The organism is Pseudomonas sp. GW823-FHT02C05 (assembly GCF_058797595.1).
The window spans coordinates 2,261,007-2,287,216 of sequence record NZ_JBXAJU010000001.1 but is presented as its reverse complement, the minus strand read 5'-3'; the positions used below and the strand labels follow the sequence as shown (position 1 = coordinate 2,287,216).

At 60.1% G+C, this 26,210-nt stretch carries 22 protein-coding genes and 3 tRNA genes; 17 read left to right on the top strand and 8 right to left on the bottom strand.

Features of this window, described 5'->3' with window-relative positions; translation table 11 throughout:
• Window positions 1–12 precede the first annotated feature (12 nt).
• The gene (locus AC1RGE_RS10240) at window positions 13–522 is read left to right on the top strand and encodes a DUF1993 domain-containing protein (protein WP_011062285.1); all 510 of its coding nucleotides are present in this window, start codon (window positions 13–15) and stop codon (window positions 520–522) included.
• 82 nt (window positions 523–604) lie between these two features.
• Here AC1RGE_RS10240 and sstT read toward each other — a convergent pair whose 3' ends face one another.
• Window positions 605–1,834 (bottom strand): serine/threonine transporter SstT, encoded by a 1,230-nt coding sequence (sstT, locus tag AC1RGE_RS10235; RefSeq protein WP_011062284.1) that lies wholly within the window; start codon window positions 1,832–1,834, stop codon window positions 605–607.
• A gap of 341 nt (window positions 1,835–2,175) precedes the next feature.
• Here sstT and AC1RGE_RS10230 point away from each other — a divergent pair, with 341 nt between their 5' ends.
• On the top strand, window positions 2,176–3,333 hold the full coding sequence (locus AC1RGE_RS10230) for an MFS transporter (RefSeq protein WP_019092848.1): 1,158 nt from the start codon (window positions 2,176–2,178) through the stop codon (window positions 3,331–3,333).
• Here the strand turns inward: AC1RGE_RS10230 and nhaR are convergent, their stop codons facing one another.
• Window positions 3,334–4,239 (bottom strand): transcriptional activator NhaR, encoded by a 906-nt coding sequence (gene nhaR, locus AC1RGE_RS10225; RefSeq protein ID WP_011062282.1) that lies wholly within the window; start codon window positions 4,237–4,239, stop codon window positions 3,334–3,336.
• Window positions 4,240–4,373: 134 nt separating this feature from the next.
• Here nhaR and AC1RGE_RS10220 point away from each other — a divergent pair, with 134 nt between their 5' ends.
• Complete coding sequence (locus tag AC1RGE_RS10220; protein WP_011062281.1) at window positions 4,374–4,625, top strand: hypothetical protein; 252 nt, start codon at window positions 4,374–4,376, stop codon at window positions 4,623–4,625.
• 30 nt (window positions 4,626–4,655) lie between these two features.
• The gene (locus tag AC1RGE_RS10215; RefSeq protein WP_011062280.1) at window positions 4,656–5,411 is read left to right on the top strand and encodes a TerC family protein; all 756 of its coding nucleotides are present in this window, start codon (window positions 4,656–4,658) and stop codon (window positions 5,409–5,411) included.
• 79 nt (window positions 5,412–5,490) lie between these two features.
• On the opposite strand, the gene AC1RGE_RS10210 is transcribed toward AC1RGE_RS10215, so the two are convergent.
• Window positions 5,491–5,661: a hypothetical protein gene (locus AC1RGE_RS10210; protein WP_011062279.1), complete on the bottom strand. Its 171-nt coding sequence runs from the start codon at window positions 5,659–5,661 to the stop codon at window positions 5,491–5,493.
• A 222-nt stretch (window positions 5,662–5,883) separates the two neighbouring features.
• Here AC1RGE_RS10210 and AC1RGE_RS10205 point away from each other — a divergent pair, with 222 nt between their 5' ends.
• Entirely contained in the window at window positions 5,884–6,558 is a 675-nt protein-coding gene (locus AC1RGE_RS10205; RefSeq protein WP_011062278.1) for a peptidase C39 family protein, read from the top strand.
• Window positions 6,559–6,611: 53 nt separating this feature from the next.
• Here AC1RGE_RS10205 and pbpG read toward each other — a convergent pair whose 3' ends face one another.
• Together pbpG and folD are read right to left on the bottom strand one after the other, a co-directional pair.
• Complete coding sequence (pbpG, locus tag AC1RGE_RS10200; protein ID WP_011062277.1) at window positions 6,612–7,550, bottom strand: D-alanyl-D-alanine endopeptidase; 939 nt, start codon at window positions 7,548–7,550, stop codon at window positions 6,612–6,614.
• 282 nt (window positions 7,551–7,832) lie between these two features.
• A complete protein-coding gene (gene folD, locus AC1RGE_RS10195) occupies window positions 7,833–8,687 on the bottom strand; it encodes a bifunctional methylenetetrahydrofolate dehydrogenase/methenyltetrahydrofolate cyclohydrolase FolD (RefSeq protein ID WP_011062276.1) in 855 nt (284 codons plus the stop codon).
• Window positions 8,688–8,967: 280 nt separating this feature from the next.
• Here folD and AC1RGE_RS10190 point away from each other — a divergent pair.
• From AC1RGE_RS10190 to AC1RGE_RS10150, 9 genes are all read left to right on the top strand, one after another.
• A tRNA-Arg gene (locus tag AC1RGE_RS10190) sits at window positions 8,968–9,044 on the top strand.
• Window positions 9,045–9,076: 32 nt separating this feature from the next.
• A tRNA-His gene (locus AC1RGE_RS10185) sits at window positions 9,077–9,152 on the top strand.
• Window positions 9,153–9,209: 57 nt separating this feature from the next.
• Window positions 9,210–9,294: transfer RNA gene (locus AC1RGE_RS10180), tRNA-Leu, on the top strand.
• A 411-nt stretch (window positions 9,295–9,705) separates the two neighbouring features.
• On the top strand, window positions 9,706–11,016 hold the full coding sequence (tig, locus tag AC1RGE_RS10175; RefSeq protein WP_011062275.1) for a trigger factor: 1,311 nt from the start codon (window positions 9,706–9,708) through the stop codon (window positions 11,014–11,016).
• A 92-nt stretch (window positions 11,017–11,108) separates the two neighbouring features.
• Window positions 11,109–11,744, top strand: coding sequence for an ATP-dependent Clp endopeptidase proteolytic subunit ClpP (clpP, locus tag AC1RGE_RS10170; protein ID WP_011062274.1), 636 nt, complete (start codon window positions 11,109–11,111; stop codon window positions 11,742–11,744).
• 112 nt (window positions 11,745–11,856) lie between these two features.
• On the top strand, window positions 11,857–13,140 hold the full coding sequence (gene clpX / locus AC1RGE_RS10165) for an ATP-dependent Clp protease ATP-binding subunit ClpX (protein WP_011062273.1): 1,284 nt from the start codon (window positions 11,857–11,859) through the stop codon (window positions 13,138–13,140).
• Between the two features lie 162 nt (window positions 13,141–13,302).
• Entirely contained in the window at window positions 13,303–15,699 is a 2,397-nt protein-coding gene (gene lon / locus AC1RGE_RS10160; RefSeq protein ID WP_011062272.1) for an endopeptidase La, read from the top strand.
• 148 nt (window positions 15,700–15,847) lie between these two features.
• Complete coding sequence (locus tag AC1RGE_RS10155; protein WP_011062271.1) at window positions 15,848–16,120, top strand: HU family DNA-binding protein; 273 nt, start codon at window positions 15,848–15,850, stop codon at window positions 16,118–16,120.
• A 226-nt stretch (window positions 16,121–16,346) separates the two neighbouring features.
• Entirely contained in the window at window positions 16,347–18,218 is a 1,872-nt protein-coding gene (locus AC1RGE_RS10150; RefSeq protein WP_015636349.1) for a SurA N-terminal domain-containing protein, read from the top strand.
• A gap of 69 nt (window positions 18,219–18,287) precedes the next feature.
• Here the strand turns inward: AC1RGE_RS10150 and AC1RGE_RS10145 are convergent, their stop codons facing one another.
• A complete protein-coding gene (locus AC1RGE_RS10145; protein WP_492584145.1) occupies window positions 18,288–19,253 on the bottom strand; it encodes an AraC family transcriptional regulator ligand-binding domain-containing protein in 966 nt (321 codons plus the stop codon).
• Between the two features lie 66 nt (window positions 19,254–19,319).
• On the opposite strand from AC1RGE_RS10145, the gene AC1RGE_RS10140 reads away from it, so the two are divergent.
• Entirely contained in the window at window positions 19,320–20,198 is an 879-nt protein-coding gene (locus AC1RGE_RS10140; protein ID WP_492584143.1) for a sterol desaturase family protein, read from the top strand.
• A gap of 58 nt (window positions 20,199–20,256) precedes the next feature.
• On the opposite strand, the gene AC1RGE_RS10135 is transcribed toward AC1RGE_RS10140, so the two are convergent.
• Entirely contained in the window at window positions 20,257–21,462 is a 1,206-nt protein-coding gene (locus AC1RGE_RS10135; protein ID WP_047337323.1) for an MFS transporter, read from the bottom strand.
• Window positions 21,463–21,586: 124 nt separating this feature from the next.
• Here AC1RGE_RS10135 and AC1RGE_RS10130 point away from each other — a divergent pair, with 124 nt between their 5' ends.
• Both AC1RGE_RS10130 and AC1RGE_RS10125 read left to right on the top strand, forming a co-directional pair.
• Window positions 21,587–22,486 (top strand): LysR family transcriptional regulator, encoded by a 900-nt coding sequence (locus tag AC1RGE_RS10130; protein WP_011062266.1) that lies wholly within the window; start codon window positions 21,587–21,589, stop codon window positions 22,484–22,486.
• Between the two features lie 92 nt (window positions 22,487–22,578).
• Window positions 22,579–23,424 (top strand): DUF2242 domain-containing protein, encoded by an 846-nt coding sequence (locus AC1RGE_RS10125; RefSeq protein ID WP_011062265.1) that lies wholly within the window; start codon window positions 22,579–22,581, stop codon window positions 23,422–23,424.
• A gap of 5 nt (window positions 23,425–23,429) precedes the next feature.
• Here the strand turns inward: AC1RGE_RS10125 and aceE are convergent, their stop codons facing one another.
• A complete protein-coding gene (gene aceE / locus AC1RGE_RS10120) occupies window positions 23,430–26,105 on the bottom strand; it encodes a pyruvate dehydrogenase (acetyl-transferring), homodimeric type (protein WP_492584141.1) in 2,676 nt (891 codons plus the stop codon).
• Between the last annotated feature and the right edge of the window lie 105 nt (window positions 26,106–26,210).

Below are 26,210 nucleotides of genomic sequence, written 5' to 3'. Positions count from 1 at the left end.
GTCGAGACTGTCATGACTATTTCCCTGTACGCCGCTTCCGTTCCTGTCTTCAAGCAAATGCTCAATGCCTTGAGCGACGTGCTGCACAAGGCCGAAGCCCACGCCACGGCGAAGAACATCGAGCCCAACGCCCTGCTGCAGGCGCGCCTGTACCCGGACATGTTCCCGCTGGTGCGCCAGGTGCAGATCGCCGTGGACTTCGCCAAGGGCGTATCGGCGCGCCTGGCCGAAGTCGAGCTGCCCAAGTACGACGACACTGAAACCACCTTCGCCGACCTGCAGGCGCTGATCGCCAAGGTCCTGGCCTTTATCGACGGCATCCAGCCGGCGCAGATCGATGGCAAGGAAGGTATCGAGATCGTGACCCGTCCGGGCACCCCGAAAGAGAAGCGCTTCAGTGGCCAGTCCTACCTGCTGACCTACGGCCTGCCGCAGTTCTTCTTCCACGTCACTACCACCTACGCAATCCTGCGTCACAACGGTGTGGAAGTGGGCAAGCGCGACTACATGGGCGCGTTCTAAGGCGTTTGGCTACGAGGTTCTCGTAGCGCACAAAAAAGCCCGGCCAGGTTGACCCTGGCCGGGCTTTTTTGTGGCCGTTGGATCAGGCGGCTTGCGCCTTGTCTTCCTGGGCCATGCACGCGGCGGCGGTGAAGAGTACGTCGGTGGAGGAATTCAGCGCGGTTTCCGCCGAATCCTGCAGCACGCCGATGATGAAGCCTACGGCCACCACCTGCATGGCGATTTCGCTGGGAATGCCGAACAGGCTGCAGGCCAGGGGAATCAGCAGCAGCGAGCCGCCGGCCACGCCGGAAGCACCGCAGGCGCAGATGGCCGCGACCACGCTGAGCAGCACGGCGGTGGGCAGGTCGACGGCGATACCGAGGGTGTGCACGGCGGCCAGGGTCAGCACGGTAATGGTGATTGCCGCGCCGGCCATGTTGATGGTGGCGCCCAGCGGGATCGACACCGAGTAGGTGTCTTCATGCAGGCCCAGGCGCTTGCTCAGTTCCAGGTTGACTGGAATGTTGGCCGCCGAGCTGCGGGTGAAGAAGGCGGTGATGCCACTTTCGCGCAGGCAGGTCAGCACCAGCGGGAAGGGGTTGCGGCGAATCTTCCAGAACACGATCAGCGGGTTCATCACCAGGGCCACGAACAGCATGCAGCCGATCAGGACCGCCAGCAGGTGCAGGTAGCCGAGCAGGGCGTTGAAGCCCGAGGTGGCCAGGGTCGAGGCCACCAGGCCGAAGATCCCCAGGGGCGCGAAGCGGATCACCACGCGCACGATGACAGTGACCCCGTTGGACAGGTCATCGAGCACGGTGCGGGTGGTCTCGCCGGCATGACGGATGGCCACGCCCATGCCAATGGCCCAGGCCAGGATGCCGATGAAGTTGGCGTTCATCAGGGCGCTGACCGGGTTGTCCACCACGCTCAGCAGCAGGCTTTGCAGCACTTCGGTGATCCCGCCGGGCGCGCTGATGGCCACGTCGTGGGTCGACAGCACCAGGGCGGAAGGAAACAGGCTGCTGGCGATCACCGCGACCACGGCGGCGGCGAAGGTACCCAGCAGGTAGAGCACCAGGATCGGCCGGATATGGGTTTCCTGGCCGTGCTTGTGGTTGGCGATGGAGGCCATCACCAGCACGAACACCAGGATCGGGGCCACGGCCTTGAGCGCCGAGACGAATACCTTGCCGATAAAGGTGGTGGATTTCGCCACCTCCGGTGCCAGCAGTGCCAGGGCGATACCGGCGATCAGGCCGATAACGATCTGCGTGACCAGGCTCAGGCGTTTGAGGGAATGCAGAAAGGAAGGGGGTGAAGCGCTCATAGCGGTATCTCTGTTTTTTTTAATGTGCGGAGCCTGCCGGTCGCCAGCGCCGGTGGTTGAACCGCCAGGCACAGACGCAGTCTGAAAAGGCGACGGGCGATCGAGACGTTTGAAGGGTAGACGAACTCGACAGGGCCTGTTTTCAGCAGGGGGCGGACTTTATCACAGCAGGCCGGGGTTACCGCGTCGATGTGACGATCTGCCACTTGCCCCTTGCAGAGCCGTGCACGCGGTGGTTGCCCGGAGCCGGGCGCACTCTGTTAAGATTCGCCATCCCCTTTTTCTATCCAGTCAGCGGGCCCTTCGGGCTGTCGCTGCTGTCGCTGTTTCTGGAGTTCTGCATGCTGTTGCCCATCCTGCTGTTGTCGGCCGCCGGTTTTACCGTGCTGACCACGGAGTTCATCATCGTCGGCCTGTTGCCGTCGATTGCCCGCGACCTGCAGGTCAGTGTGTCCCAGGCCGGGCTGCTGGTGACCCTGTTCGCCTTTACCGTGGCTGCCTTCGGGCCATTTCTGACCGCCTACTTCGCGCGTTTTCCCCGCAAGAAGCTGTTTATCAGCGTGCTGGTGATGTTCGGCCTGGCCAATACCCTGGCGGCGCTGGCGCCGAACATCTGGGTGATGTCCCTGGCGCGGCTGGTGCCGGCCCTGGGGTTGCCGGTGTTCTGGGCCCTGGCCAGCGAGACGGCGGTGGACATCGTCGGCCCGGACTACGCCGGGCGGGCGATTGCCAAGATCGGCTTCGGCATTGTCTGCGCCACGGTGTTCGGGATTCCCGTGGGCACCCTGATTGCCGATGCGTTCGGCTGGCGCAGCGCCTTCGGCATCCTGGCGGTGGTGGCGTTCGCCAAGGCCCTGTTGCTGTTTATCTACCTGCCGCAAACCCGCCAGCACAACGAGCAGGTGAGCCTGCGGGCGCAGTTTCGCATCCTGCGCAGCCCGCTGATGCAAGGGCATGTGCTGCTGTCGATCCTGGTATTTAGCGGCATGTTTACTGCCTACACCTACCTGGCGGACATACTCGAGCGCCTGGCCGGGTTCGACGGTGCATTGGTGGGCTGGTGCCTGATGGGCTTTGGCGCGGTGGGCCTGATCGGCAATTCCCTGGGCGGCCGGGCGGTGGACCGTCACCCGCTGATCGCCTCCATGGTGTTCTGCGCACTGATGATCGGCGGCATGGTAGCCCTGGTGCCGAGCATTCATTCGACCCTGGGGCTGGCAGCGGCCATGGCCATCTGGGGCGTGACCCAGGCGGCGATGTTCCTGGTGAGCCATGTGCGCTTGATCAAGGCGGCTCCCCAGGCGCCGGCCTTCGCCGCTTCGTTGAACATTGCCGGGGCCAACCTGGGCATTGGCCTGGGGGCAATGGTCGGCGGCCGGGTGATCGATACCCTGGGCCTGGGCAGCCTGGGGTTCGCGGCCTCGGGTTTCATTCTGCTGTCGATCGCCCTGGCGCTGCTGCTGATGAAGCTCAAAGCGCCGAGTGCCTGCGCTTCCTGATCAGAGATTGAGGGGCGTGAACAATTCCCGTCGCGCCCCTTCGGTAATGGCCACGATGCCGGGGTGCTTGACCTTGCGCTCCACGGAAATGGCGTAGAACGACTCGGCCACGGCATCGGTCTGGCCAATCAGTTGCACTCCGTACTGGTGCATGACCTCGTCGGCAATCACGCTGGGGGCGATGAAGATTCCACTGCCGGATTGGCCAAAGGCCTGCATCAGGGCGCTGTCGTCGAATTCACCGATGATCCGTGGCTGCAACTGTTGCTCGGCGAACCAGCGCAGCAGGCGGCTGCGGACCACGGTTTCCTGCCCGGGAATCAGCAGTGGCGCGCCGTGCAGGCCCCGGGGGAAGTCAGCGCCGTGCCGCCGCGCCAGCTCCTCGGTGGCGAAGAAACTGATGCCGCATTCCCCTAGCTTCTGGCTGTAGCCCTTGATGTCCAGGTGCGAGGGCATCGGGCTGTCGGAAATCACCAGGTCCAGGCGCTGGATGGCCAGGTCCGCCAGCAGGCGTTCGAGCTTGTCTTCGCGACAGGTCAGGCGGATCGGCTCGCTGAGCTCCATGGTCGGGGCGATCAGGCGATAGACGATGGACTTGGGCACCACATCCGCCACGCCGACCCGGAACTGGATCTGCTGTTCGTCGGGGCGGGCGCGGAGCATGGCTTCCAGCTCGCCCCCGAGCTGGAACATCTGCTCGGCGTAGGGCAGGGCCTGGCGTCCGGCTTCGGTCAGCTCCAACTGGCGGCCAACCCGGCGAAACAATTCGATGCCGTAAGTCTGTTCCAGCAGGCTGATCTGGCCGCTGATGGTTTGCGGGGTCAGGTTCAACTGGTCGCAGGCGCGGACGATGCTGCCGGTCTTGGCCACAACCCAGAAATAATGCAGCTGGCGGTAGTTGAGCATGGGCACATTCAGTTCGTAAAAAGCGAAGTATAACTGCTAAAAAAACGAATTTTCCTGAAGTATCACTCTCCTTAGAATGCCTCGCTATCGCCGGGGCCCTACTTGGTCCCGTCCGATCTATCGAGGAATACGGCATGTCTTTCAAAACCTTGGGCGCAGCGTCGCTGCTGGCCCTGTCTATGCTGACCCTGGCGGGTTGTGACCAGGCGGAAAAAAGCGCGCAGCAGATGCTGGGCAAGGCGGCGGAGTCGGCCAAGCAGGCCATCGACGATACCCACAAAGCGGCGGAACAGGCGCTCAGCGATGCGACTCAGAGCGTGACCGGCAAGGAAAAGCCAGAGGACGACAGCGAGAAGAAACCAGCGCCTGCGTCCCAGGAAATCTGATCTTTCATACAACCGAGTCAGGATTGACCCATGGATTACCTTTTACAGCTCGCTGCAAGCCCCACCGCCTGGGTCGCCCTGGCCACCCTGGTGGTGATGGAGATCGTGCTTGGCATCGATAACCTGATCTTTATCTCCATCCTCACCAACAAGTTGCCGCAAAAGCACCGGGCCAAGGCACGACGCATCGGTATCGGCATGGCCTTGATCCTGCGCCTGGCGCTGCTCAGTACCATTGCGTTCATCGTCCAGCTCACTGAGCCGGTGATTGAAGTGATGGGGCAGAGTTTCTCCTGGAAGGACATGATCCTGATTGCCGGTGGCCTGTTCCTGGTGTGGAAAGCCACCACGGAAATCCACCACAGCATGGACCCTGAACCTGAGCAGGCCAAGAACGAGACTCCGGGCGTGGCTATCGGCTTTGCCGCAGCGATCGGTCAGATCCTGTTGCTGGACATGGTGTTCTCCATCGACAGCATCATTACTGCAGTCGGCATGACCGAGCATTTGCCGATCATGATCATTGCCGTGGTGGTGTCGGTGCTGGTGATGCTGCTGGCGGCCGAACCGCTGGCCAAGTTCATCAATGACAACCCGACCGTGGTGATGCTGGCCCTGGGTTTCTTGATCATGATCGGCATGACCCTGATCGCCGAAGGTTTCGGCGCCCATGTGCCCAAGGGCTATGTGTATGCGGCGATGGCCTTCTCGGCGGCCATTGAGAGTCTCAACATGCTGGCCCGCCGGGCCCGGCAGAAGCGTCAGGCGGCCCATAGCGACGCTTGATCCGCAGCCATGACTGGCGGCCGCCTGTACTCCTTGGAGTCAGGCGGCCGCTTTGTTTCAGGGGTAGGGGAAACCTTGATCAGTGGGCAGCGGCAGGACGCCGGGCGCTCTTTCCAGCCTTGATGGCGGGGGCTGCTTGCCGGGGCTGATGGTGGTGGCGGCGGGTGATGCGCAGCACGCCCCAGAGCATAGCGGCGGCTACCGCCAGCCAGCCGAGGATCAGCATCAGGATGGTCGTTGTCAGGCTCATAAGTGCCTCCTTTATGCCCCGTGCGGGGCACACACTCTTAACAATCGACAGTCTAGTAGCCTGTGTGTTTCAAGCTATTGACCAATAGTCGAGAGTCTTCGAACACTTCGCTCTATGGTTTTCAATTAACTGGCGTCTAACGCTATACCCTTGCCCGCGGGCGCCCTATTATCAGGGCCCCAGCCGGAGGCGGGTCGCCCGGTGTCTGAATAGAGAGCAAAGATGGTGCGGGTATTTCCTCGGTTTCGAGTGGCGCTGCTGGCCAGCGCCTGTGTCTTGGCCCTGGCCGGTTGTGCCGGTAGCGTGCAGCCTGACATCCAGCGCCTGCCGGAACGTGTCGAACTCAACAGCGTGCCGTCTTTCCGTGGCCAGATGTACCAGAGCGGCCCAGGTGCACTGGCCAGCATGCTGTCGCAGCAGGGCGTGGTGATCACGCCCGGTCTGCTGGACAAGCCATTGCATCTGCCGGGTGCCGAGGCGCAGTTGCAGCAGAATATGCAGAACCTGGCGCGTGAATACGGCATGGTCGTCTATCCCCTGGATAACCAATTGTCGGCGTTGCTGACGCAGGTGGCGGCGGGTTACCCGGTGCTGGTGCGCTTTACCGAGGGTTCGACATTCTGGGCTGAGCCGCGCTATGCCGTACTGGCCGGCTACAACCGCGACAAGCAGACAGTGCTGTTGCGTGGGGCGAAAAGCCGTCGGCAACTGATGAGCTTCAGCGAGTTCGAGTCATCCTGGAAGAGTGCCGGCAGCTTTGCGGTACTGATCCAGGCTCCCAACCAGTTGCCGGCCAAGGTGGATCGCCAGCGTTGGTTGAAAGCCGTCAATGAATTGGCCCAGGCCGGCCAGGAGCAGGCGGCAGCCCGGGCGAGCAAGGCACTCGACAGTCATTGAGTGTGCTACAGACAACAACGGCGCCTGAGGGCGCCGTTGTTTTTTGCCGGGTATCAGTGTGAGGCCTGGGGAGCGGCGACCTGACGGTTCTTCAGGTTCTTGTCCGCTTTGTAGCGCAGGGCGACGTCCGGTACCGAGCCGCTCTTACCGGTTTCGACCCAATTGCGGATGCGGCTGGCATCGGCGAAGTGGGTGTATTTGCCGAAGGCATCGAGAATCACCAGCGCTACCGGGCGATTACCCATGCTGGTGACCAGCACCAGGCAGTGGCCCGCCTGGTTGGTAAAGCCGGTCTTGGTGATCTTGATGTCCCATTTTTCCTTGTTCACCAGATGGTCGGTATTACGGAAGCCCAGGGTGTAGTTGGGCTTGCGAAAGGCTACGGTCTTTTCCTTGGTGGTACTCAGTTCGCTGAGCAGCGGGTACTTGCGCGAAGCCACCAGCAACTTGCTCAGGTCACGGGCGGTGGAAACGTTGTGGATCGACAGGCCTGTAGGTTCCACGTAGCGGGTGTGGGTCATGCCCAGGGACTTGGCCTTGGCGTTCATTGCTGCGATGAACGCTGCGTAGCCGCCCGGGTAATGATGGGCCAGGCTGGCGGCAGCGCGGTTTTCCGAAGACATTAGGGCGATCAGCAGGGTGTCCCGGCGGCTCAGCTCACTGTTGAGCTTGACCCGGGAGAACACCCCTTTCATTTCCGGGGTATCGCTGATGTTCATGGAGATGTATTCGTCCAGGGGCAGCTTGGCGTCCAGGACCACCATGGCGGTCATCAGCTTGGTCACCGAGGCGATGGGGACTATCACGTCCGGGTTGCTGGAATAGATGACTTTGTTGGTCTGCAGATCCAGCAGCAGGGCGCTGCCGGACGCGATATGCAATTGTGAAGTGTCTCTTGGCGCCGCGGTGGTTTCGCTGGCGTCGACGCTGTGCGCGATCAGTGTGCCGGACACAGCAAACAACAAGCTGAGAATGGAGAGACGAATTTTCACGCGGGCGGACTCGATAAAGAATGGATATGCCGTTGGGTAACGGGCTTTCTGGGAAAAACGTTACATTTTATGAGTATGGCTGAAGAACTGTCGATTGTTCTTCCACGGTCAGCCGAAAGCCCTTAAAAATAAAGAAAAAACACGTTTTTTTCCTGAACGGTAGGGCTTTGCGCAGCAATGGGCGTGGGCTAAGAGTCAGGGGTGATAAAGAGCCCGGGTGGCCTTTAATTTCAGAATAAAAAAACCCGCCATTGGCGGGTTTTCTGTTGCGGGGCAGCAAACTCAGCTGTGCAGCGATTCGGCTGCGTACAGCGTGTTTTCCAGCAGGCAGGCGCGGGTCATGGGGCCGACGCCACCAGGTACTGGAGTGATCCAGCCGGCGCGGGGCAGGGCGGTTTCATACACCACATCACCCACCAGCTTGCCGTCGTCCTGGCGATTGATGCCAACGTCGATGACGATTGCGCCTTCCTTGATCCACTCGCCCTTGACCAGGCCCGGCTTGCCGGCGGCTACGACTACCAGGTCGGCACGGCCGACATGACCAGCCAGATCCTTGGTGAAGCGGTGGGTCACGGTCACGGTGCAACCGGCCAGCAGCAACTCCATGGCCATCGGGCGACCAACGATATTGGAAGCGCCGACAACCACTGCATCCATGCCGTACAGATCGGCACCGGTGCTTTCCAGAAGGGTCATGATGCCCTTGGGGGTGCAAGGGCGCAGCAGTGGAATGCGCTGGGCCAGGCGACCGACGTTATAAGGATGGAAACCGTCCACGTCTTTGTCCGGGCGAATACGCTCCAGTAATAGAGAAGCGTCCAGGTGCTCGGGAAGCGGCAACTGCAGCAGGACGCCATCGATGTTCGGGTCATCGTTGAGGCGGTCGATCAAGCCGGCCAGGTCCTCTTGAGTGGTGTTGGCGGGCAAGTCATAGGCTTGGGAAAGGAAGCCGACCTCTTCGCAGTCTTTACGCTTGTGCGAGACATAAACTTGAGAGGCCGGGTCGCTGCCGACCAGAATCACCGCGAGGCCTGGAGTACGCAGGCCTTGCTGGCGACGCTCGGCGACGCGTTTGGCGATCTGCTGGCGCAGGCTAGCGGCGATCGCCTTGCCGTCGATTAGTTGTGCAGTCATGACGCGTGATTAACCATCGAGAGGGTGAGAAAAAGAGAACGCATTCTCGCATGTCGGAACGTGAGGGCAAAGGCGCTTGGTCTGCAAATTCCCCTAAGCCCTTTAATTAAATGAATTTTTTTCAAAAAAGAGTTGACGACCTAACAGACCGTCTATAACATTCGTCGCACTTGTCGGGCACAGCTTAGCACTGGTTAAGAAGGTCGGGCAGAGTTGATGTTTAACTCGTAACGACTGAAAGCAATTAGTTTGTAATCGTTAAAGAATACAGATTAATAAGGCGCCCGTAGCTCAGCTGGATAGAGCATCCGCCTTCTAAGCGGATGGTCGCAGGTTCGAGTCCTGCCGGGTGCGCCATTAGGCAGCTTTGGCACAAGTAACGCAATATGGTGGGCGTAGCTCAGTTGGTAGAGCACAGGATTGTGACTCCTGTTGTCGTGGGTTCGATCCCCATCGTCCACCCCATATTCGAAGAAGGCGCCAGATTAATAGTCTGGCGCCTTTGCTTTAAAAGCTTGTTACGCGGACGTGGTGGAATTGGTAGACACACTGGATTTAGGTTCCAGCGCCGCAAGGTGTAAGAGTTCGAGTCTCTTCGTCCGCACCAATAAAGTAGCTAGTTAATAGCAGATAACGGCGCAGCACCTGAAAAGGGCTGCGCCGTTTTCGTTTCTGGATTTGATACCTCTAAATGGCTGCATCCGATGAGCCGGTTGAGTGGCAGAATGTTGTCCTTTGGTCGTTGAGGGTTCCGGGTTTCAGCTATTGGCTGGCGTTTTTCAGGGGTGTGCTGAACGACTCCTTCTATATATAGAAGGGTTGAAGTAGAGGCCCTGGTTTGGTTCGCAATATTTGCTCTCATGGCGAGGCTCAATCCTTTGTCCCCGCCTTCACATTGCCGGCGGTTTTTTACCCGTTTTCAGTAGGGTGACTTCTTGAGTTTGACCCTCTAGAATGCATGCCCTTGATTCTGGGGTCGGAAAACGGCCGGCTAACGTCTGTGCAACGAGGAATATCCATGCAAGTTTCTGTTGAAAATACTTCTGCTCTTGAGCGCCGCATGAGCATCACCGTGCCGGCTGAGCGCATCGAGAGCCAGGTCAACAAGCGTCTGCAGCAGACTGCCCAAAAGGCCAAGATTCCAGGCTTCCGTCCTGGCAAGGTTCCAATGAGCGTGATCCGTCAGCGTTATGAGGCTGATGCGCGTCAAGAAGCAGTAGGTGATGTGATCCAGGCTTCCTTCTATGAAGCCGTTGTCGAGCAGAAACTGAACCCTGCCGGCGCTCCTTCGGTCGAGCCTAAAGTGCTGGAGAAGGGCAAGGACCTGGAGTACGTTGCCACTTTTGAAGTGTTCCCAGAGTTCACTGTTGCCGGCTTCGAAAACATCGCCGTTGAGCGCCTGAGCGCTGATGTGGCTGATGCCGACCTGGATAACATGCTGGAAATCCTGCGCAAGCAGAACGTGCGTTTTGAAGTGGCCGATCGTGCTGCGCAGAACGACGATCAACTGAACATCGATTTCGTTGGCAAGGTCGACGGTGAAGTCTTCGCTGGCGGTTCGGCCAAGGGTACCCAGCTGGTGCTGGGCTCGGGTCGCATGATTCCTGGCTTCGAAGAAGGCCTGGTAGGCGCCAAGGCGGGTGAAGAGCGCGTCTTGAATCTGACCTTCCCTGAGAACTATCAGAACCTGGATCTGGCCAACAAGGCCGCCGAGTTCACTGTGACTGTCAACAGCGTTTCCGAGCCTAAGCTGCCAGAGCTGACCGAGGAGTTCTTCGCTCAGTTCGGTATCAAGGAAGCAGGTCTGGAAGGCTTCCGCGCCGAAGTTCGCAAGAACATGGAGCGCGAACTGCGTCAGGCCATCAAGTCCAAAGTGAAGAATCAGGTCATGGACGGTCTGCTGGCCTCCAACCCGATCGAAGTGCCGAAGGCGCTGCTGGACAACGAAGTTAACCGTCTGCGCGTTCAAGCTGTCCAGCAATTCGGTGGCAACATCAAGCCGGATCAACTGCCAGCCGAGCTGTTCGAAGAGCAGGCCAAGCGTCGCGTGGTACTGGGTTTGATCGTTGCTGAGGTTGTTAAGCAGTTCGATCTGAAGCCTGATGAAGACCGCGTTCGCGAGCTGATCCAGGAAATGGCTTCGGCTTATCAGGAACCTGAGCAGGTCGTGTCCTGGTACTACAAGAACGAGCAGCAATTGAACGAAGTTCGTTCGGTTGTGCTGGAAGAACAAGTTGTGGATACTGTTCTGCAGAAAGCTAGCGTGACCGACAAATCGGTCTCCTACGAAGAAGCGGTCAAGCCGGTAGAAGCACCTCAAGCCGACTGATTTTCTTCTCGTTCGAAGCACACACCATAAGCCAGCCTTCGCGCTGGCTTATGCGTATTCAAGACGTGACTATTTGGGAGTGACTGCAGAGCATGTTCCGTAATTCGTATATTCAGCAGAACTCTGATATCCAGGCCGCAGGCGGCCTGGTCCCGATGGTTGTCGAGCAGTCCGCTCGTGGCGAGCGCGCCTACGACATCTACTCGCGCCTCCTCAAGGAGCGAGTGATCTTTCTGGTGGGCCCTGTAGAGGACTACATGGCCAACCTGATCTGTGCGCAACTGCTGTTCCTTGAAGCGGAAAACCCGGACAAGGACATCCATCTCTATATCAACTCCCCGGGCGGTTCGGTGACAGCTGGCATGTCGATCTACGACACCATGCAGTTCATCAAGCCTAACGTTTCAACCACTTGTATTGGCCAGGCATGCAGCATGGGCGCGTTCTTGCTGACAGCCGGCGCTCCAGGCAAGCGTTTCTGCCTGCCAAACTCCCGAGTGATGATTCACCAGCCACTGGGCGGTTTCCAGGGCCAGGCATCGGATATTGAAATCCATGCCAAGGAAATCCTCTTCATCCGTGAGCGTCTCAACACGCTGATGGCCAAGCATAGCGGGCGCACCCTGGAAGAAATCGAGCGCGATACCAATCGCGATAACTTCATGAGCGCCGAAGCTGCGCGTGAGTACGGGTTGATCGACGAAGTCATCAACCAGCGCCCCGCTTAAAATAAGCAGCTCAAAATAGGCATGGTCGGTTGTTCCGATCAGTGGCGGGCTTGAAAAAGCCCGCAATAGCCTTCATCTTGTGTTGCAAGCCTATCGGATTTGGATCGAACGAATGACTGACACCCGCAACGGCGAGGACAACGGCAAACTGCTTTATTGCTCCTTCTGTGGCAAAAGCCAGCATGAAGTGCGCAAATTGATTGCCGGCCCCTCGGTCTTTATCTGCGACGAGTGCGTCGACCTGTGCAATGACATCATCCGTGAGGAGGTGCAGGAAGCACAGGCCGAGAGCAGCGCGCATAAATTGCCTTCGCCTAAAGAAATCAGCGGCATCCTTGATCAGTATGTGATTGGTCAGGAGCGTGCAAAAAAGGTTCTAGCAGTAGCGGTGTACAACCACTATAAGCGTCTGAACCAGCGTGACAAGAAGAGTGACGACGTCGAACTTGGCAAGAGCAACATCTTGCTGATCGGCCCTACAGGTTCGGGTAAGACGCTGTTGGCCGAAACCCTGGCTCGCCTGTTGAATGTACCTTTCACCATCGCCGATGCCACTACCCTGACCGAAGCCGGTTATGTGGGGGAAGACGTCGAGAACATCATTCAGAAGTTGCTGCAGAAGTGCGACTACGACGTAGAGAAGGCCCAGATGGGCATTGTCTACATCGATGAGATCGACAAGATTTCCCGCAAGTCTGACAACCCTTCGATTACCCGGGATGTTTCCGGCGAAGGCGTTCAGCAAGCCCTGTTGAAGTTGATTGAAGGCACGGTTGCCTCTGTTCCGCCGCAAGGTGGTCGCAAGCATCCGCAGCAGGAATTCCTGCAGGTCGATACCCGTAACATCCTGTTCATCTGTGGTGGTGCGTTCTCGGGTCTGGAAAAGGTTATTCAAAACCGTTCCACCAAGGGCGGCATCGGTTTCAACGCAGAAGTTCGCAGCAAGGAAGAAGGCAAGAAAGTCGGTGAATCCCTGCGTGAAGTCGAGCCTGACGATCTGGTCAAGTTCGGTCTGATCCCGGAATTCGTCGGTCGTCTGCCTGTCCTGGCGACCTTGGATGAGTTGGACGAAGCGGCATTGATTCAGATCCTCACCGAACCGAAGAACGCCTTGACCAAGCAGTACGCCAAGTTGTTCGAGATGGAAGGTGTTGACCTGGAGTTCCGTACCGATGCCTTGAAGTCCGTCGCCAAGCGAGCCCTTGAACGCAAGACTGGTGCTCGTGGCCTGCGCTCCATTCTTGAAGGTGTTCTGCTCGACACTATGTATGAAATCCCCTCGCAGTCCGAGGTGAGTAAAGTAGTGATCGACGAAAGCGTTATTGAAGGCAAGTCCCAGCCACTGTACATCTATGAGAACAGTGAGCCGACGGCCAAGGCGGCGCCAGACGCGTAAGCGTCGCGCTGTTGGAATGAAAGAAGGGGCCTTCGGGCCCCTTTGTTTTTAGCGCCTTAAAGTGCTGTCTTTGAGCTTGTTTTTTTTCCAGGCAGCCCCCATCTTGGTTTCAAGCTTACTTCCATCTGTTTACGGCCTTACGGCCGCCGTAGAGGCGAAATCATGAAGACAACCATCGAATTGCCTCTCCTGCCATTGCGTGATGTTGTGGTTTATCCGCACATGGTTATCCCGCTGTTCGTGGGGCGCGAGAAGTCGATCGAAGCCCTCGAGGCAGCGATGACGGGCGACAAGCAGATTCTCTTGCTGGCGCAGAGAAACCCTGCTGATGACGATCCCGGTGAAGATGCACTCTATCGCGTAGGTACCATTGCGACTGTCTTGCAGTTGCTCAAATTGCCTGATGGCACCGTCAAGGTATTGGTTGAAGGCGAACAGCGTGGTGCTGTTGAGCGCTTCAGCGAAGTTGATGGCCATTGCCGTGCCGAAGTCTCCCTGATTGACGAAGTCGATGCTCCTGACCGTGAGTCGGAAGTGTTTGTTCGCAGTCTGCTGTCCCAGTTCGAGCAGTACGTGCAACTGGGCAAGAAAGTCCCTGCCGAGGTGCTGTCGTCCCTCAATAGCATTGATGAGCCAAGCCGCCTGGTGGATACCATGGCTGCGCACATGGCGTTGAAGATCGAGCAGAAGCAGGAAATCCTCGAGATCATCGATCTGTCCGCTCGGGTCGAGCATGTCCTGGCATTGCTGGACGCCGAGATCGATCTGCTGCAAGTGGAAAAGCGCATCCGTGGTCGCGTCAAGAAGCAAATGGAGCGCAGCCAGCGCGAGTACTACCTGAATGAGCAGATGAAGGCCATTCAGAAAGAACTGGGTGATGGCGACGAAGGGCACAACGAAATCGAGGAGCTGAAAAAGCGTATCGATGCCGCAGGCCTGCCAAAAGACGCGATGACCAAGGCTCAGGCCGAACTGAACAAGCTCAAGCAGATGTCGCCGATGTCCGCCGAGGCTACTGTTGTTCGCTCGTATATCGACTGGCTGGTTCAGGTGCCGTGGAAGGCACAGAGCAAGGTTCGTCTCGATCTGGCACGTGCCGAAGATATTCTCGATGCCGACCACTATGGCCTGGAAGAGGTCAAGGAACGGATTCTCGAATACCTCGCCGTACAGAAGCGGGTGAAAAAGATTCGTGGCCCGGTACTGTGCCTGGTGGGGCCTCCTGGGGTGGGTAAAACCTCCTTGGCGGAGTCGATCGCCAACGCTACCAACCGCAAGTTCGTACGCATGGCCCTGGGTGGCGTGCGTGACGAGGCGGAGATTCGTGGGCATCGTCGGACCTATATCGGTTCGATGCCAGGAAGATTGATTCAAAAGATGACAAAAGTGGGGGTGCGCAACCCGCTGTTCTTGCTCGACGAAATCGACAAGATGGGCAGCGATATGCGCGGTGATCCGGCCTCGGCATTGCTCGAGGTGCTGGACCCCGAGCAGAACCATAATTTCAACGATCACTACCTGGAAGTCGATTACGACTTGTCCGATGTGATGTTCCTCTGCACCTCCAACTCGATGAATATTCCGCCGGCCTTGCTGGACCGGATGGAGGTGATTCGTCTGCCTGGCTACACCGAGGACGAGAAGATCAACATCGCGGTCAAGTACCTCTCGCCCAAGCAGATTCAGGCCAACGGCCTGAAAAAGGGCGAGCTGGAATTCGAGCCGGATGCGATCCGCGACATCATTCGCTACTACACCCGCGAGGCTGGCGTACGCGGCCTGGAGCGGCAGATTGCCAAGGTCTGCCGCAAGGCGGTGAAAGAGCATGCGATGGAAAAGCGCTTCTCGGTGAAGGTCACTTCCGACCTGCTGGAGCACTTCCTCGGCGTGCGCAAATTCCGCTACGGCCTGGCCGAGCAGCAAGACCAGATCGGTCAGGTGACCGGGTTGGCATGGACTCAAGTGGGCGGTGAACTGCTGACCATCGAAGCCGCTGTGGTTCCGGGCAAGGGCCAGTTGATCAAGACCGGTTCCCTGGGCGATGTGATGGTCGAGTCGATCACTGCAGCACTGACCGTGGTGCGCAGCCGGGCCAAGAGCCTGGGCATTCCCCTGGACTTCCACGAGAAGCGCGACACCCACATCCACATGCCTGAAGGAGCGACCCCGAAAGACGGCCCCAGCGCGGGTGTAGGCATGTGCACAGCGCTGGTTTCGGCGCTGACCGGCATTCCGGTGCGGGCTGATGTGGCAATGACAGGCGAGATCACTCTGCGTGGTCAGGTATTGGCTATCGGCGGGTTGAAAGAGAAATTACTCGCCGCTCATCGGGGTGGAATCAAGACAGTGATCATTCCGGAAGAGAATGTTCGCGATTTGAAAGAAATTCCTGACAATATCAAGCAGGATCTGCAGATTAAACCGGTTAAATGGATTGACGAAGTCCTGCAAATTGCGCTGCAATACGCGCCGGAGCCCTTGCCGGATGTGGCTCCCGAGATAGTCGCAAAGGACGAAAAACGCGAGTCTGACTCTAAGGAAAGAATTAGCACGCATTAGTACGCATTAGCCTGGGGGGCTTCCTTGACAGCTTTTTAGAGCCCTTGTTATAAAGCGGCTCTTAAGTGTCTGTAGGCCATTCAGCACTCGTTTTTGCTTTCACCAAAAAACTTAGAATCATACTCATAGATATATAAGGGGACTTAGAGTGAACAAGTCGGAACTGATTGATGCTATCGCTGCATCTGCTGATCTCCCGAAAGCTGCTGCTGGCCGTGCGCTGGACGCAGTAATCGAATCCGTTACTGGCGCTCTGAAGGCCGGTGACTCTGTGGTGCTGGTTGGTTTCGGTACTTTCTCCGTAACTGATCGTCCAGCGCGTATCGGTCGTAACCCACAGACCGGTAAGACTCTGGAAATCGCTGCTGCTAAAAAGCCAGGTTTCAAAGCCGGTAAAGCACTGAAAGAAGCCGTTAACTAAGTTTCTTCAGGGTCTTTGCCCATCCGGGTCGGGGTCATGCCTGATCTGGCAGCGGGGCGCTAGTCAACCGGTCTACCACCGGTTCACGCCGAGGGTCGCGGGTTTAACCTTCGTCCGCTCCGCCAGTTACGAGAAGGCGCATCCTCGGATGCGCCTTTCTTCTATCCGGACTCTACCCACGCTCCACGGTTGCTCAACTTGAAGTACAACCGTTTCTGGGGGACGCATGCTGCAGAATATCAGGGACAATTCACAAGGCTGGATTGCCAAAACCATCATCGGGGTTATCGTCGCGCTGTTGGCGTTGACGGGATTCGATGCCATTTTCAAGGCCACTACCCACAATCAGGACGCGGCCAAGGTCAACGGTGAGGAAATCACTCAGAACGAGTTGAGCCAGGCCGTCGACATGCAACGTCGTCAGTTGATGCAGCAGCTGGGCAAAGACTTCGATGCTTCCCTGCTGGACGAGAAGATGCTGCGCGAAGCTGCTCTCAAAGGGCTGATCGACCGCAAGCTGTTGCTGCAAGGTGCGCAGGATTCCAAGTTCGCGTTCTCCGAGGGTGCGCTGGACCAGGTCATTCTGCAAACGCCGGAGTTCCAGGTTGATGGCAAGTTCAGCCCCGAACGTTTCGACCAGGTGATCCGTCAACTGGGTTACACCCGCCTGCAATTTCGCCAGATGCTGACTCAGGAAATGCTGATCGGCCAGGTACGCGCCGGTCTGGCAGGCAGCGGTTTTGTCACCGACGCCCAGGTGCTGGCATTCGCCCGTCTGGAAAAGCAGACCCGTGATTTCGCTTCCCTGACCATCAAGGCCGACCCGGCAGCGGTCAAGCTGACCGACGACGAGGTCAAGGCGTACTACGACCAGCACGCCAAGGAGTTCATGACTCCGGACCAGGTGGTGATTGATTACATCGAATTGAAGAAGGCCGCCTTCTTCGATCAGGTCAGCGTCAAGGACGAGGACCTGCAAGCGCTGTATCAGAAGGAAATTGCCAACCTGTCCGAGCAACGCCGCGCCGCGCACATCCTCATCGAAGTCAATGACAAGGTGAATGAGGCCCAGGCCAAGGCCAAGATCGAAGAGATCCAGGCACGTCTGGCCAAGGGCGAAAGCTTCGAGGCATTGGCCAAGGAGTTCTCCCAGGACCCGGGTTCGGCCAGCAACGGCGGCGACCTGGGTTTCGCAGGTCCTGGCGTCTATGACCCAACCTTCGAGAAAGCCCTGTACGCCTTGAACAAGGACCAGGTATCGGCGCCGGTACGTACCGACTTCGGTTTCCACCTGATCAAGCTGCTGGGTGTCGAAGCGCCGGAAGTGCCAAGCTTCGCCAGCCTCAAGGGCAAGCTGACCCGGGATCTGAAGACCCAGCAGGTCGAGCAGCGTTTCGTCGAGGCCACCAAGCAACTGGAAGACTCGTCGTTCGAAGCGTCCGATCTGGCACAACCGGCCCAGGACCTGAAGCTGACTGTCCACACTTCCGCGCCATTCGGTCGTGAAGGTGGTGACGGCATCGCAGCCAACCGCGCCGTGATACAAGCGGCGTTCAGCACCGAAGTCCTCGATGAGGGTGCCAATAGCACCGCCATCGAACTGGACCCGGAAACCGTGGTAGTGCTGCGTGCCAAGGAACACCGCAAACCTGAGCAACTGCCACTGGAAAGCGTTGCCAGTGCCATTCGCACGCAATTGGCCAAAGAGCACGCCAGCGCCGCGGCCAAGACCAAGGCTGAAGAACTGATCGCCAGCCTGCGCGACGGCAAGACCGCGCTGAACAAGCCGGTGGATGGCCAGGACTGGAAAGTCGCGCACGCCGTGACCCGTGGCCAGGAAGGGATCGATCCGACCGTGCTGCAGGCGCTGTTCCGCATGACCAAGCCTGAGTCCAAGGACAAACCGACCTTCACCAGCGTGACCCTGCCTAATGGCAACCTGTTGGTGCTGCAGCTCAATGGTGTCAACGAAGCCGCTGCGCCGACCGAGGAAGAGAAAGCTCAATACCGTCGCTTCCTGGCCTCGCGGGTAGGGCAGCAAGACTTTGCCGCCTACCGCAAGCAGCTGGAAAACCAGGCGGACATCAAGCGTTACTGATGCCTGACCCACAGTGTTGAAAAGACCCCGGCCGCAATGCCGGGGTCTTTTTTTGGGCTGGAAAAAAACTCAGCCAAGGGCGTTCTTCCAGCGTTTGCGTGCATGCAGGTAGGCCGCCTGATCGTTGTAGCCCAACTGCAGGGCAATCTGGGCCCGGGATTCGCCTTGCAGTTGCAGGTGCATTTCCAGCTCGGCGCGGGTCTGGTCGAGCAATTCGCGAAAGCTCAACCCCTGTTCGTCCAGGCGTCGCCGCAGCGTTCGCGGGGTTTGATGCAGTTGCGCGCAAAGGCTTTCCAGGGTTGGTGAGTGGCCGGCGGCCAGGGCCTGGCGACAAGCCGCAGCCACCTTGGCGGCCCAACCGCTCTGTCGCCGGTGCAGGGCCACCCGTCGATCCAGCTCCTCGCTCAGCAGTTCCAGCATGCCGGCGTGGCGGGTTTGCAGTGGCAGTTGCAGGGTTTGCGGGTCGAAGTAGAAACGGTTGGCCGGGCAATCGAATTCGATCCGCTCGCCGAACCAGTGATGGTACTGCGCGTGATAGGCCGGGCGTGGATGGCTGAAGCAGGCCAGTACTGGCTGCACCGCAAGGCCGGTGCCCCGGCGCAACTGAGTGATGGACATGACGCCATAGTGCTCGATCAGGTAGCGGCCGAGTTGCGCCGATGTGTCGATATCAACCTCGACACCGGCCCCCCGGGTATCCGCCACCAGCTGTACCCGGTCGGTATCCGAACCCAAGGGCGCGTAGCGCACCCAGAACGCCATGGACGCGGCGACATCCGGACAGTACAGGCTGGCGTGGGCGATCACGTGCCAGTCCTGGGGAGTGAAGCGTTCGAACAGCTTGAGGCCGATGGCCGGCTCCAGCGCTGCCGCGGCGCGCCACAGCTGCTCCAGCTGCAGCAGGTTGTAGTCCTGCTGGGGGCCGGTGTTCTGGTCATCGAGAAAGCGTTGCAGGACTTCACCCAGGCGCCCGCGATGGAAACGCGGGGCCGTGCCCTTGGCCGGATCTCGCGGAATTCTGTCCAGTTCGCGCATAGAGCGGGCTGCCTTGCTGATCTCTAATGGTGGGGCGATGCCCACAAGGATAAGAGCGAGAATGCCATGAACCACGACCTGCTGACCAACAACCCGCTGCTGATCGTTTCGGCGATCTTTGTGTTTTTCATCCTCCTGGAAATCACCTGTTCGGCCTTTGGCCAACCTCGCGGCCAGCGCCGTGATGTGTTGATCGAGGCGGTGGGTTCAAGCCTGTTGCTCGGTGTGACCTTTCCCCTGGTGATGTGGGCCAGCGGCGCGCTCATGCAGCTATCGCTGCCCGAAGCAAAGGGAGCACTGGTACAGATCCCCTGGGTACTCGGCCTGCTGCTGTTCCTGGTCTTCGATGACATGACCCAGTACTGGTGGCACCGCTTGACCCACCGCGTACCGGCGCTGTACGCGTTGCATCGCGCGCACCATTCGGCGCCCTACATGAGCATTCGCATCGTCTACCGCAACAACAGCTTCTATTACCTGCTGATGCCCGGCATCTGGTTCTCGGGAGTGCTGATTTATCTGGGGCTGGCGCCGGTCTACTACGGTTACCTGATTCTCAAGATGACGGTGATCTTCGCCGCTCACAGCAGTGTGGCCTGGGATGACAAGCTGTACCGCATCGGTTTTCTGCGGCCGCTGATGTGGTTGCTGGAGCGGGTCTTTTCTACGCCGTCCACCCATTCGGCGCACCACGGCCTGAGCGCCGAGGATGGTGTGACCCATTACAAGGGCAACTTCGGCAACCTGCTGTTCCTCTGGGATGTGCTGTTTGGTACGGCGAAGATCACTCGGCGCCGGCCCGTTGCCTATGGCATCGAACACTTGGCACCCGTGAGCTGGACGCAAGAGTTGTTCTGGCCGCTGGTACGCAGCCGTAAAGCCCGCTCCAGTGCAGGGGCGAAGGTAGAGGGCGCCTTGCCGGCGAACCCTGCTTCGCGAGGCTAGGCATTCTTTCACGAGCCCTGGTGCTGGAGCCCCGGCCACCCGAGCCGGGCGCCGGATTTTAAGCTCGGGCAGGGAAGCCCTGGCGCCGGGCGTTCATCGCCACCAGCAGGGTCACCAGCAACAGGGCGGCAATCACCCAGGGGAAGGTGGCCACGCCCGGCCCCTGCAGCAGCAACGCGCCGCCCAGGCCCCCACCGGCGATTGCCAGGTTCCACAGGGTCACCAGCATCGACTGCGCGGTATCGGCGTGCTCGCCGGCGGCCTTGGCCAGCGCAGTCTGCAGCAAGGTGGCCATGCCGCCAAAGGACAGCCCCCAGATAGCGATTGCCCCATAGATTGCCAGTGGCCGGTCGCCAAGCAGGCCCAGCAGCAGGGTCGAGCCGATAAACAGCAGACAGCTGGCCAGTACCAGCTCACGCAGCCAGCGGTCGATCAGCAGGCCCACCAGCCAGATGCTCAGCAAGGCGGCCAGGCCGAACACCAGCAACACCCGCTCGATTTCCCCGCCAAGCCCGGCCGGCTCAAGAAAAGGCGCGATGTAGGTGTAGAGAATGTTGTGGCCCAGCACATAGGCGAAGGTCACGAACAGCACCGGCCGGATCCCCGGCAGGGTCAGGACACGACTCAGCGACAGCCGCTTCTGCGCCCGCAGCCCGGGGAAGTCCGGCACTTGCACCAGTACCCAGCCGATCAGGCCCAGGGTCAGCACAGTCATCACGGCGAAACTCATGCGCCAGCCCAGCAGGGCGCCCAGCCAGGTCCCGGCGGGCATGCCCACCGACAGCGCCAGCGGCGCGCCGAGCATGGCCAGGGTAATCGCCCGGCCCTGCAAGTGTGGCGCCACCATGCGGCTGGCATAACCTGCCACTAGGGCCCAGAGCAAGCCGGCGAAGACTCCGGCAAAGAAGCGCGCCACCAGGATCAGGCTGTATTCGGTGGAGAGGGCCGTGATGCTGTTGACCACGGCGAAACCGCCGATGGCGATCAGCAGCAGGGGCCGGCGCCGCCAGCCCTGGGTGAGGAGGATCAGCGGAATGGCCGCCAGCAGTGAGCCCAGGGCGTAGACGGTCACCAGTTGGCCGATCAGCGCTGCAGACACGCCCAGGTCGGCACTCATCTGCGGTAGCAGGCCGGCGGGCAGGGTTTCGGTCATCAGGGTGATGAACCCGGCAGTGGCCAGGGCCAGCAGGCCGCCGACAGGCAGGCGTTCGTGGGTTGTGGCAGGTACTTGCAAGGGTTCGCAGGCATTGACGCAATTGCTCATGGAAAGGCCCCGATGGGTGGGTTCGGAAGTGAGGGGCCTAGGGTAGGGCGCTGTTCATGGCGGAAAAATAGGCTAAGGTTCCGAACTTATCGGACACAGGTGTCCTTAATTTCGGAGCGACGCGATGGACTGGCTCGGCAGTATCCCGGTGTTTATGCAGGTGGCGGAAACCCGCAGCTTCACCGAAGCGGGGCGCCTTCTGGGAGTCTCTTCCTCGGCGGTTGGCAAAAGTATTGCCCGTCTGGAGGAGCGCCTGGAGACGCGTCTGTTTCATCGCACCACCCGCAGCATCAGCCTCACCGCCGAAGGCGCCGGATTCCTCGAACGCTGCCGCAGGATCGCCGCCGAAGTCGAGGCGGCGGAGTTCCAGCTATGTGACTCTTCCAGCGCGCCGGTGGGCAAGCTGCGGGTCAGCGCGCCGCAGGTCCATGGGTTGTTGATGCCGGTACTGGCCGAGTTCATGCAACGCTATCCGCAGATCGAGCTGGATATCGACCTCTCCGATCGCATGGTGGATGTGGTGGAAGAGGGTTTCGACCTGGTAGTGCGCACCGGCAACCCCAAGGACTCGCGGTTGCTGGCCCGGCAGCTGGGGCGCTTTCGCATGGTGCTGGTGGGCAGCCCCGGCTATTTCCAGCAGCGCGGCGTGCCGCAGACCCCGCAGGAATTGCGCAGTCACTCCTGCCTGCGGCATACCTTTCACCACACCGGCAAGCTCGAGGCCTGGCCCTTCAAGGTTCAAGCGGATGCGCCGGAGCCGGTGCTGCCCACTCGCCTGACCAGCAGCTCCATCGAGGCGGTGGAGCACGCGGCGCGCAGCGGGCTGGGCATTGCCTGCCTGCCGGACTTCATGGTCCAGGCCGCGGTGCGCCGTGGCGAGTTGCAAACCGTGCTCGACCCATACCTGGAGCACAACGGCGCCTTCTGGGTGTTGTGGCCCTCGAGCCGGCATGCAGCGGCCAAGCTGCGGGTGTTGATCGAGCACTTGAGCGAGCGACTTTTTCCGGCAAACAGTGGTCAGTAAACTGATGAGAAATTTAAGGCACCAATTACCCGCGCTGCGGGACGCTGATCTGTTGCACAATACGCGCCGGAGCGTTTTCCTCAGGATTCTCGATGTTTAAATCATTTCATCTGCGCGCCACGGCCGGGGTGTTGCTGCTGTCTGCGGTGGCCGGCTGTTCGTCGCACAAGACCGCCATCTACGAGCACGAAAGCTTCGATGATTCCGGCACGTTTTCGCGCAATTACCCGGTGAGCGATGCCGCCTCTTGTGAGGCCGCGCGGCGTGCCCTGCTCAGCCAGGGCTACATCATCACCAGCAACGATCCGAAGCTGGTCAGCGGCCACAAGAGCTTCCAGCAGACCGGCGAGACCCACCTGGAAATCAGCTTCAACGTGGTTTGTGCCCAGGACGGCAGCGGCGACCAGCGTTCGACGATGTTCGCCAACGCCCTGCAGGACCGCTATGCGCTGAAGAAGGTGAACAACTCGGCCAGCCTCGGCGTGGGCGTGCTGGGCTCGGTGTCGATGCCGATCGGCTCTACCGATGATTCGATGGTCAAGGTGGCCAGCGAAACCGTGTCCTCGGCCAAGTTCTATGACCGCTATTTCGCCCTGGTGGAGTTGTTCCTGCCCCAGGAAGCGAAGAAGGCGGCGCATATCGAAGAGAAACCCAAGGCCGACCTCGGGGTTCCCGAGAACAAGCCCGAGGCGCCAGCCAAGCCCGAGCCCAAGGCGCAGCCAGTGGTCGAGCCTGCCCCTGTGGCCGCGCCGGCACCCGCCACCGAGCCTGAGCCTGCGGTCTCGCAACCCCTGGCTCCTCCGGCCGAGGCGGCGCCGATAGTGCCGGCAGCCAGCAGCGAGCCAGCGCCCGCCACACAAACCGTCACGCCGCCACCGGCCAGCAACCTGCCGCCGCCCAGCGAGCCGATTCCGGCCCTGCCGAGCAGCGGGCACTAAGGCTCCTAGACCGAGCTCGGGTCGACTTTTTCAGCGTCGATCCGATAGCGGCTCAAGGCTTCGCCGACCTGGCTGTAGGGTATCTCCCCGTCATTGGCCAGGGCTTTCAACGCCGCCAGGGCGATGAAATGCCGGTCCACCTCGAACAACTGCCGCAGGTTTTCCCGGGTATCGGACTGGCCGAAGCCGTCGGTGCCCAGGGCGACGAAGCGCCGACCCTCGACGAAGGGGCGGATCTGGTCGGCGAACAGTTTCATGTAGTCGGTGGCCACCACCAGCGGGCCTTGATGGCCTTCCAGGCATTGCTCGACATAGGCCGCTCGCCGAGGCTGCTGCGGATGCAGCAGGTTCCAGCGCTCCGCCGCCAGGCCCTGGCGGCGCAGTTCGGTGAGGCTGGTAGCACTCCAGATGTCGCTCTGCACCCCGAAGTCCTTCTCCAGCAGCTGCCCGGCGGCGATCACCTCGCGCAGGATCGAGCCGCTGCCCATCAGTTGCACCCGCGGGGCTTTGGCGCCCTGGGCGGTGCTTGAGCTGAAGCGGTACAAGCCCCTGAGAATGCCTTCGCGAGCACCTTCGGGCATGGCCGGTTGCGGGTAGTTTTCGTTGAGCAGGGTGATGTAGTAATACACATCCTCCTGCTGCACATACATGCGCTGCATGCCTTCATGGATGATCACCGCCAGTTCATAGGCGAAGGTCGGGTCGTAGGAGATGCAGCAGGGGATCACCGAGGCGAGGATATGGCTGTGGCCGTCGTCGTGCTGCAGGCCTTCGCCCATCAGCGTGGTGCGCCCGGAAGTGGCGCCCAGCAGGAAGCCCCGGGCCCGCGCATCGCCGGCGGCCCAGGCTAGGTCACCGATCCTTTGGAAGCCGAACATCGAATAGAAGATGTAGAAGGGCAGGGTCATGACCTGGTGGTTGCTGTAGGAGGTACTGGCGGCGATCCATGAGGAAATCGCCCCGGATTCGTTCAGGCCCTCCTGCATGATCTGGCCGTCCTTGCTCTCCTTGTAGTAGCTCAGTTGCCCGGCATCCTGTGGGGTATAGAGCTGGCCCACCGCCGAGTGGATGCCGATCTGGCGGAACAGGCTTTCCATGCCGAAGGTGCGCGACTCGTCAGGCACGATCGGCACCACCCGCTTGCCGATCTGCGGGTCCTTGAGCAGGGTGCCGAGGATGCGCACGAAGGCCATGGTGGTGGAGATCGCCCGGTCGCCGGTGTCCTTGAGCTGGGTGGCGAAGGCTTCCAGGGCCGGGATCTGCAGCGGTGCGCAGTCGTTGTAGCGAGCCGGCACATAGCCCCCCAGGCGGCTGCGACAGGCTGCGAAGTAACGGCCTTCCGTGCTGTCCGCCGTGGGCTTGAGGTAGGGCATTTCAGCCAGTTGCTCATCGCTGACCGGAAGTTCGAAGCGATCACGGAAGGCCTTCACTGCCTCGGCCCCCATCTTCTTCAACTGGTGGTTGATGTTCTGGCCTTCGCCGGCCTCGCCCATGCCGAAGCCCTTGACGGTTTTCGCCAGGATCACCGTGGGCCGGCCGCTGTGGCGTACTGCGGCGGCATAGGCGTTATAGACCTTGAGCGGGTCGTGGCCGCCCCGGGAGAGCTTCCAGATCTGCTCGTCCGAGAGATCGGCCACCAGCTCCAGCAATTGCGGGTACTTGCCGAAGAAATGCTCGCGCACATAGGCGCCGTTCTGCGACTTGTAGTTCTGATAGTCGCCATCCACGCACTCCATCATGCGCTGGCGCAGCAGGCCGCTGCGGTCCTTCTCCAGCAGCGCGTCCCAGCCGCTGCCCCAGATCACCTTGATCACGTTCCAGCCGGCGGCGCGATACAGGCTTTCGAACTCCTGGATGACCTTGGCGTTGCCCCGTACCGGGCCATCGAGGCGTTGCAGGTTGCAGTTGACGACGAAAATCAGGTTGTCGAGTTTCTCCCGCCCGGCCAGGGAAATCGCCGCCAGGGATTCGGGCTGGTCCATTTCGCCGTCGCCGAGGAAGGCCCAGACCTTGCGCCCCTGGTGCTGCTTGAGCCCGCGCAGTTCCAGGTAGCGCATGAAACGCGCCTGATAGGCCGCGGTGATCGGCCCCAGGCCCATGGATACAGTGGGGAACTGCCAGAAGTCCGGCATCAGCCTGGGGTGCGGATAGGAGGAAATGCCCTGGCCGTCGGCCTCGCGGCGGAAGTTGTCGAGCTGGGCGGCGCTGATCCGGCCTTCCAGGTAGGCGCGGCCGTAGATGCCTGGGGAGGAGTGGCCCTGGATGTACACCATGTCACCGTCGAAGCTGTCGCTGCGGCCGCGGAAAAAATGATCGAAACCCACGTCGTAGAGCACGGCTGCCGAAGCATAGGTGGCGATGTGGCCGCCCACGCCCGAATGCTTGCCGGCGCGCAGCACCATGGCCATGGCGTTCCAGCGGATCATCGCGTTGAGCTTGCGCTCGGTCTCAAGGTCGCCGGGGTAGGGGAGCTGCCGCTCGGGGGCAATGGTGTTGATGTAGGGCGTGGTCACCCGGCCATGGAAGTCGCCGTGGCGTGCCACGTCGAAATCCAGCAACTGGTCGATCAGGTAATGGGCCCGAGGGCGACCTTCCACCGTCAGCACCGACTCCAGAGAGTCGAGCCACTCGCGGGTTTCCTGGGGATCGTTATCGAGGGTTGCACTGTTGTTCTGGGTCATACCTGGCTCCGTGTTGGGCGGGGTTCCAGCGCGCGGATTCTTGTGGAATCGGAGGGTATTCGGCGCCGGAAAAAGTAATTGCAATTGCAACTACATGGCCGAATC

Coding starts and splice junctions, on each gene's coding strand:
- aceE (WP_492584141.1), bottom strand. CDS start 26,105: ATGACCCAGAACAACAGTGCAACCCTCGATAACGATCCCCAGGAAACC.
- sstT (WP_011062284.1), bottom strand. CDS start 1,834: ATGAGCGCTTCACCCCCTTCCTTTCTGCATTCCCTCAAACGCCTGAGC.
- clpX (WP_011062273.1), top strand. CDS start 11,857: ATGACTGACACCCGCAACGGCGAGGACAACGGCAAACTGCTTTATTGC.
- tig (WP_011062275.1), top strand. CDS start 9,706: ATGCAAGTTTCTGTTGAAAATACTTCTGCTCTTGAGCGCCGCATGAGC.
- AC1RGE_RS10230 (WP_019092848.1), top strand. CDS start 2,176: ATGCTGTTGCCCATCCTGCTGTTGTCGGCCGCCGGTTTTACCGTGCTG.
- AC1RGE_RS10130 (WP_011062266.1), top strand. CDS start 21,587: ATGGACTGGCTCGGCAGTATCCCGGTGTTTATGCAGGTGGCGGAAACC.
- AC1RGE_RS10240 (WP_011062285.1), top strand. CDS start 13: ATGACTATTTCCCTGTACGCCGCTTCCGTTCCTGTCTTCAAGCAAATG.
- clpP (WP_011062274.1), top strand. CDS start 11,109: ATGTTCCGTAATTCGTATATTCAGCAGAACTCTGATATCCAGGCCGCA.
- AC1RGE_RS10220 (WP_011062281.1), top strand. CDS start 4,374: ATGTCTTTCAAAACCTTGGGCGCAGCGTCGCTGCTGGCCCTGTCTATG.
- AC1RGE_RS10150 (WP_015636349.1), top strand. CDS start 16,347: ATGCTGCAGAATATCAGGGACAATTCACAAGGCTGGATTGCCAAAACC.
- AC1RGE_RS10135 (WP_047337323.1), bottom strand. CDS start 21,462: ATGAGCAATTGCGTCAATGCCTGCGAACCCTTGCAAGTACCTGCCACA.
- nhaR (WP_011062282.1), bottom strand. CDS start 4,239: ATGCTCAACTACCGCCAGCTGCATTATTTCTGGGTTGTGGCCAAGACC.
- AC1RGE_RS10210 (WP_011062279.1), bottom strand. CDS start 5,661: ATGAGCCTGACAACGACCATCCTGATGCTGATCCTCGGCTGGCTGGCG.
- AC1RGE_RS10125 (WP_011062265.1), top strand. CDS start 22,579: ATGTTTAAATCATTTCATCTGCGCGCCACGGCCGGGGTGTTGCTGCTG.
- AC1RGE_RS10140 (WP_492584143.1), top strand. CDS start 19,320: ATGAACCACGACCTGCTGACCAACAACCCGCTGCTGATCGTTTCGGCG.
- AC1RGE_RS10205 (WP_011062278.1), top strand. CDS start 5,884: ATGGTGCGGGTATTTCCTCGGTTTCGAGTGGCGCTGCTGGCCAGCGCC.
- AC1RGE_RS10215 (WP_011062280.1), top strand. CDS start 4,656: ATGGATTACCTTTTACAGCTCGCTGCAAGCCCCACCGCCTGGGTCGCC.
- folD (WP_011062276.1), bottom strand. CDS start 8,687: ATGACTGCACAACTAATCGACGGCAAGGCGATCGCCGCTAGCCTGCGC.
- lon (WP_011062272.1), top strand. CDS start 13,303: ATGAAGACAACCATCGAATTGCCTCTCCTGCCATTGCGTGATGTTGTG.
- AC1RGE_RS10145 (WP_492584145.1), bottom strand. CDS start 19,253: ATGCGCGAACTGGACAGAATTCCGCGAGATCCGGCCAAGGGCACGGCC.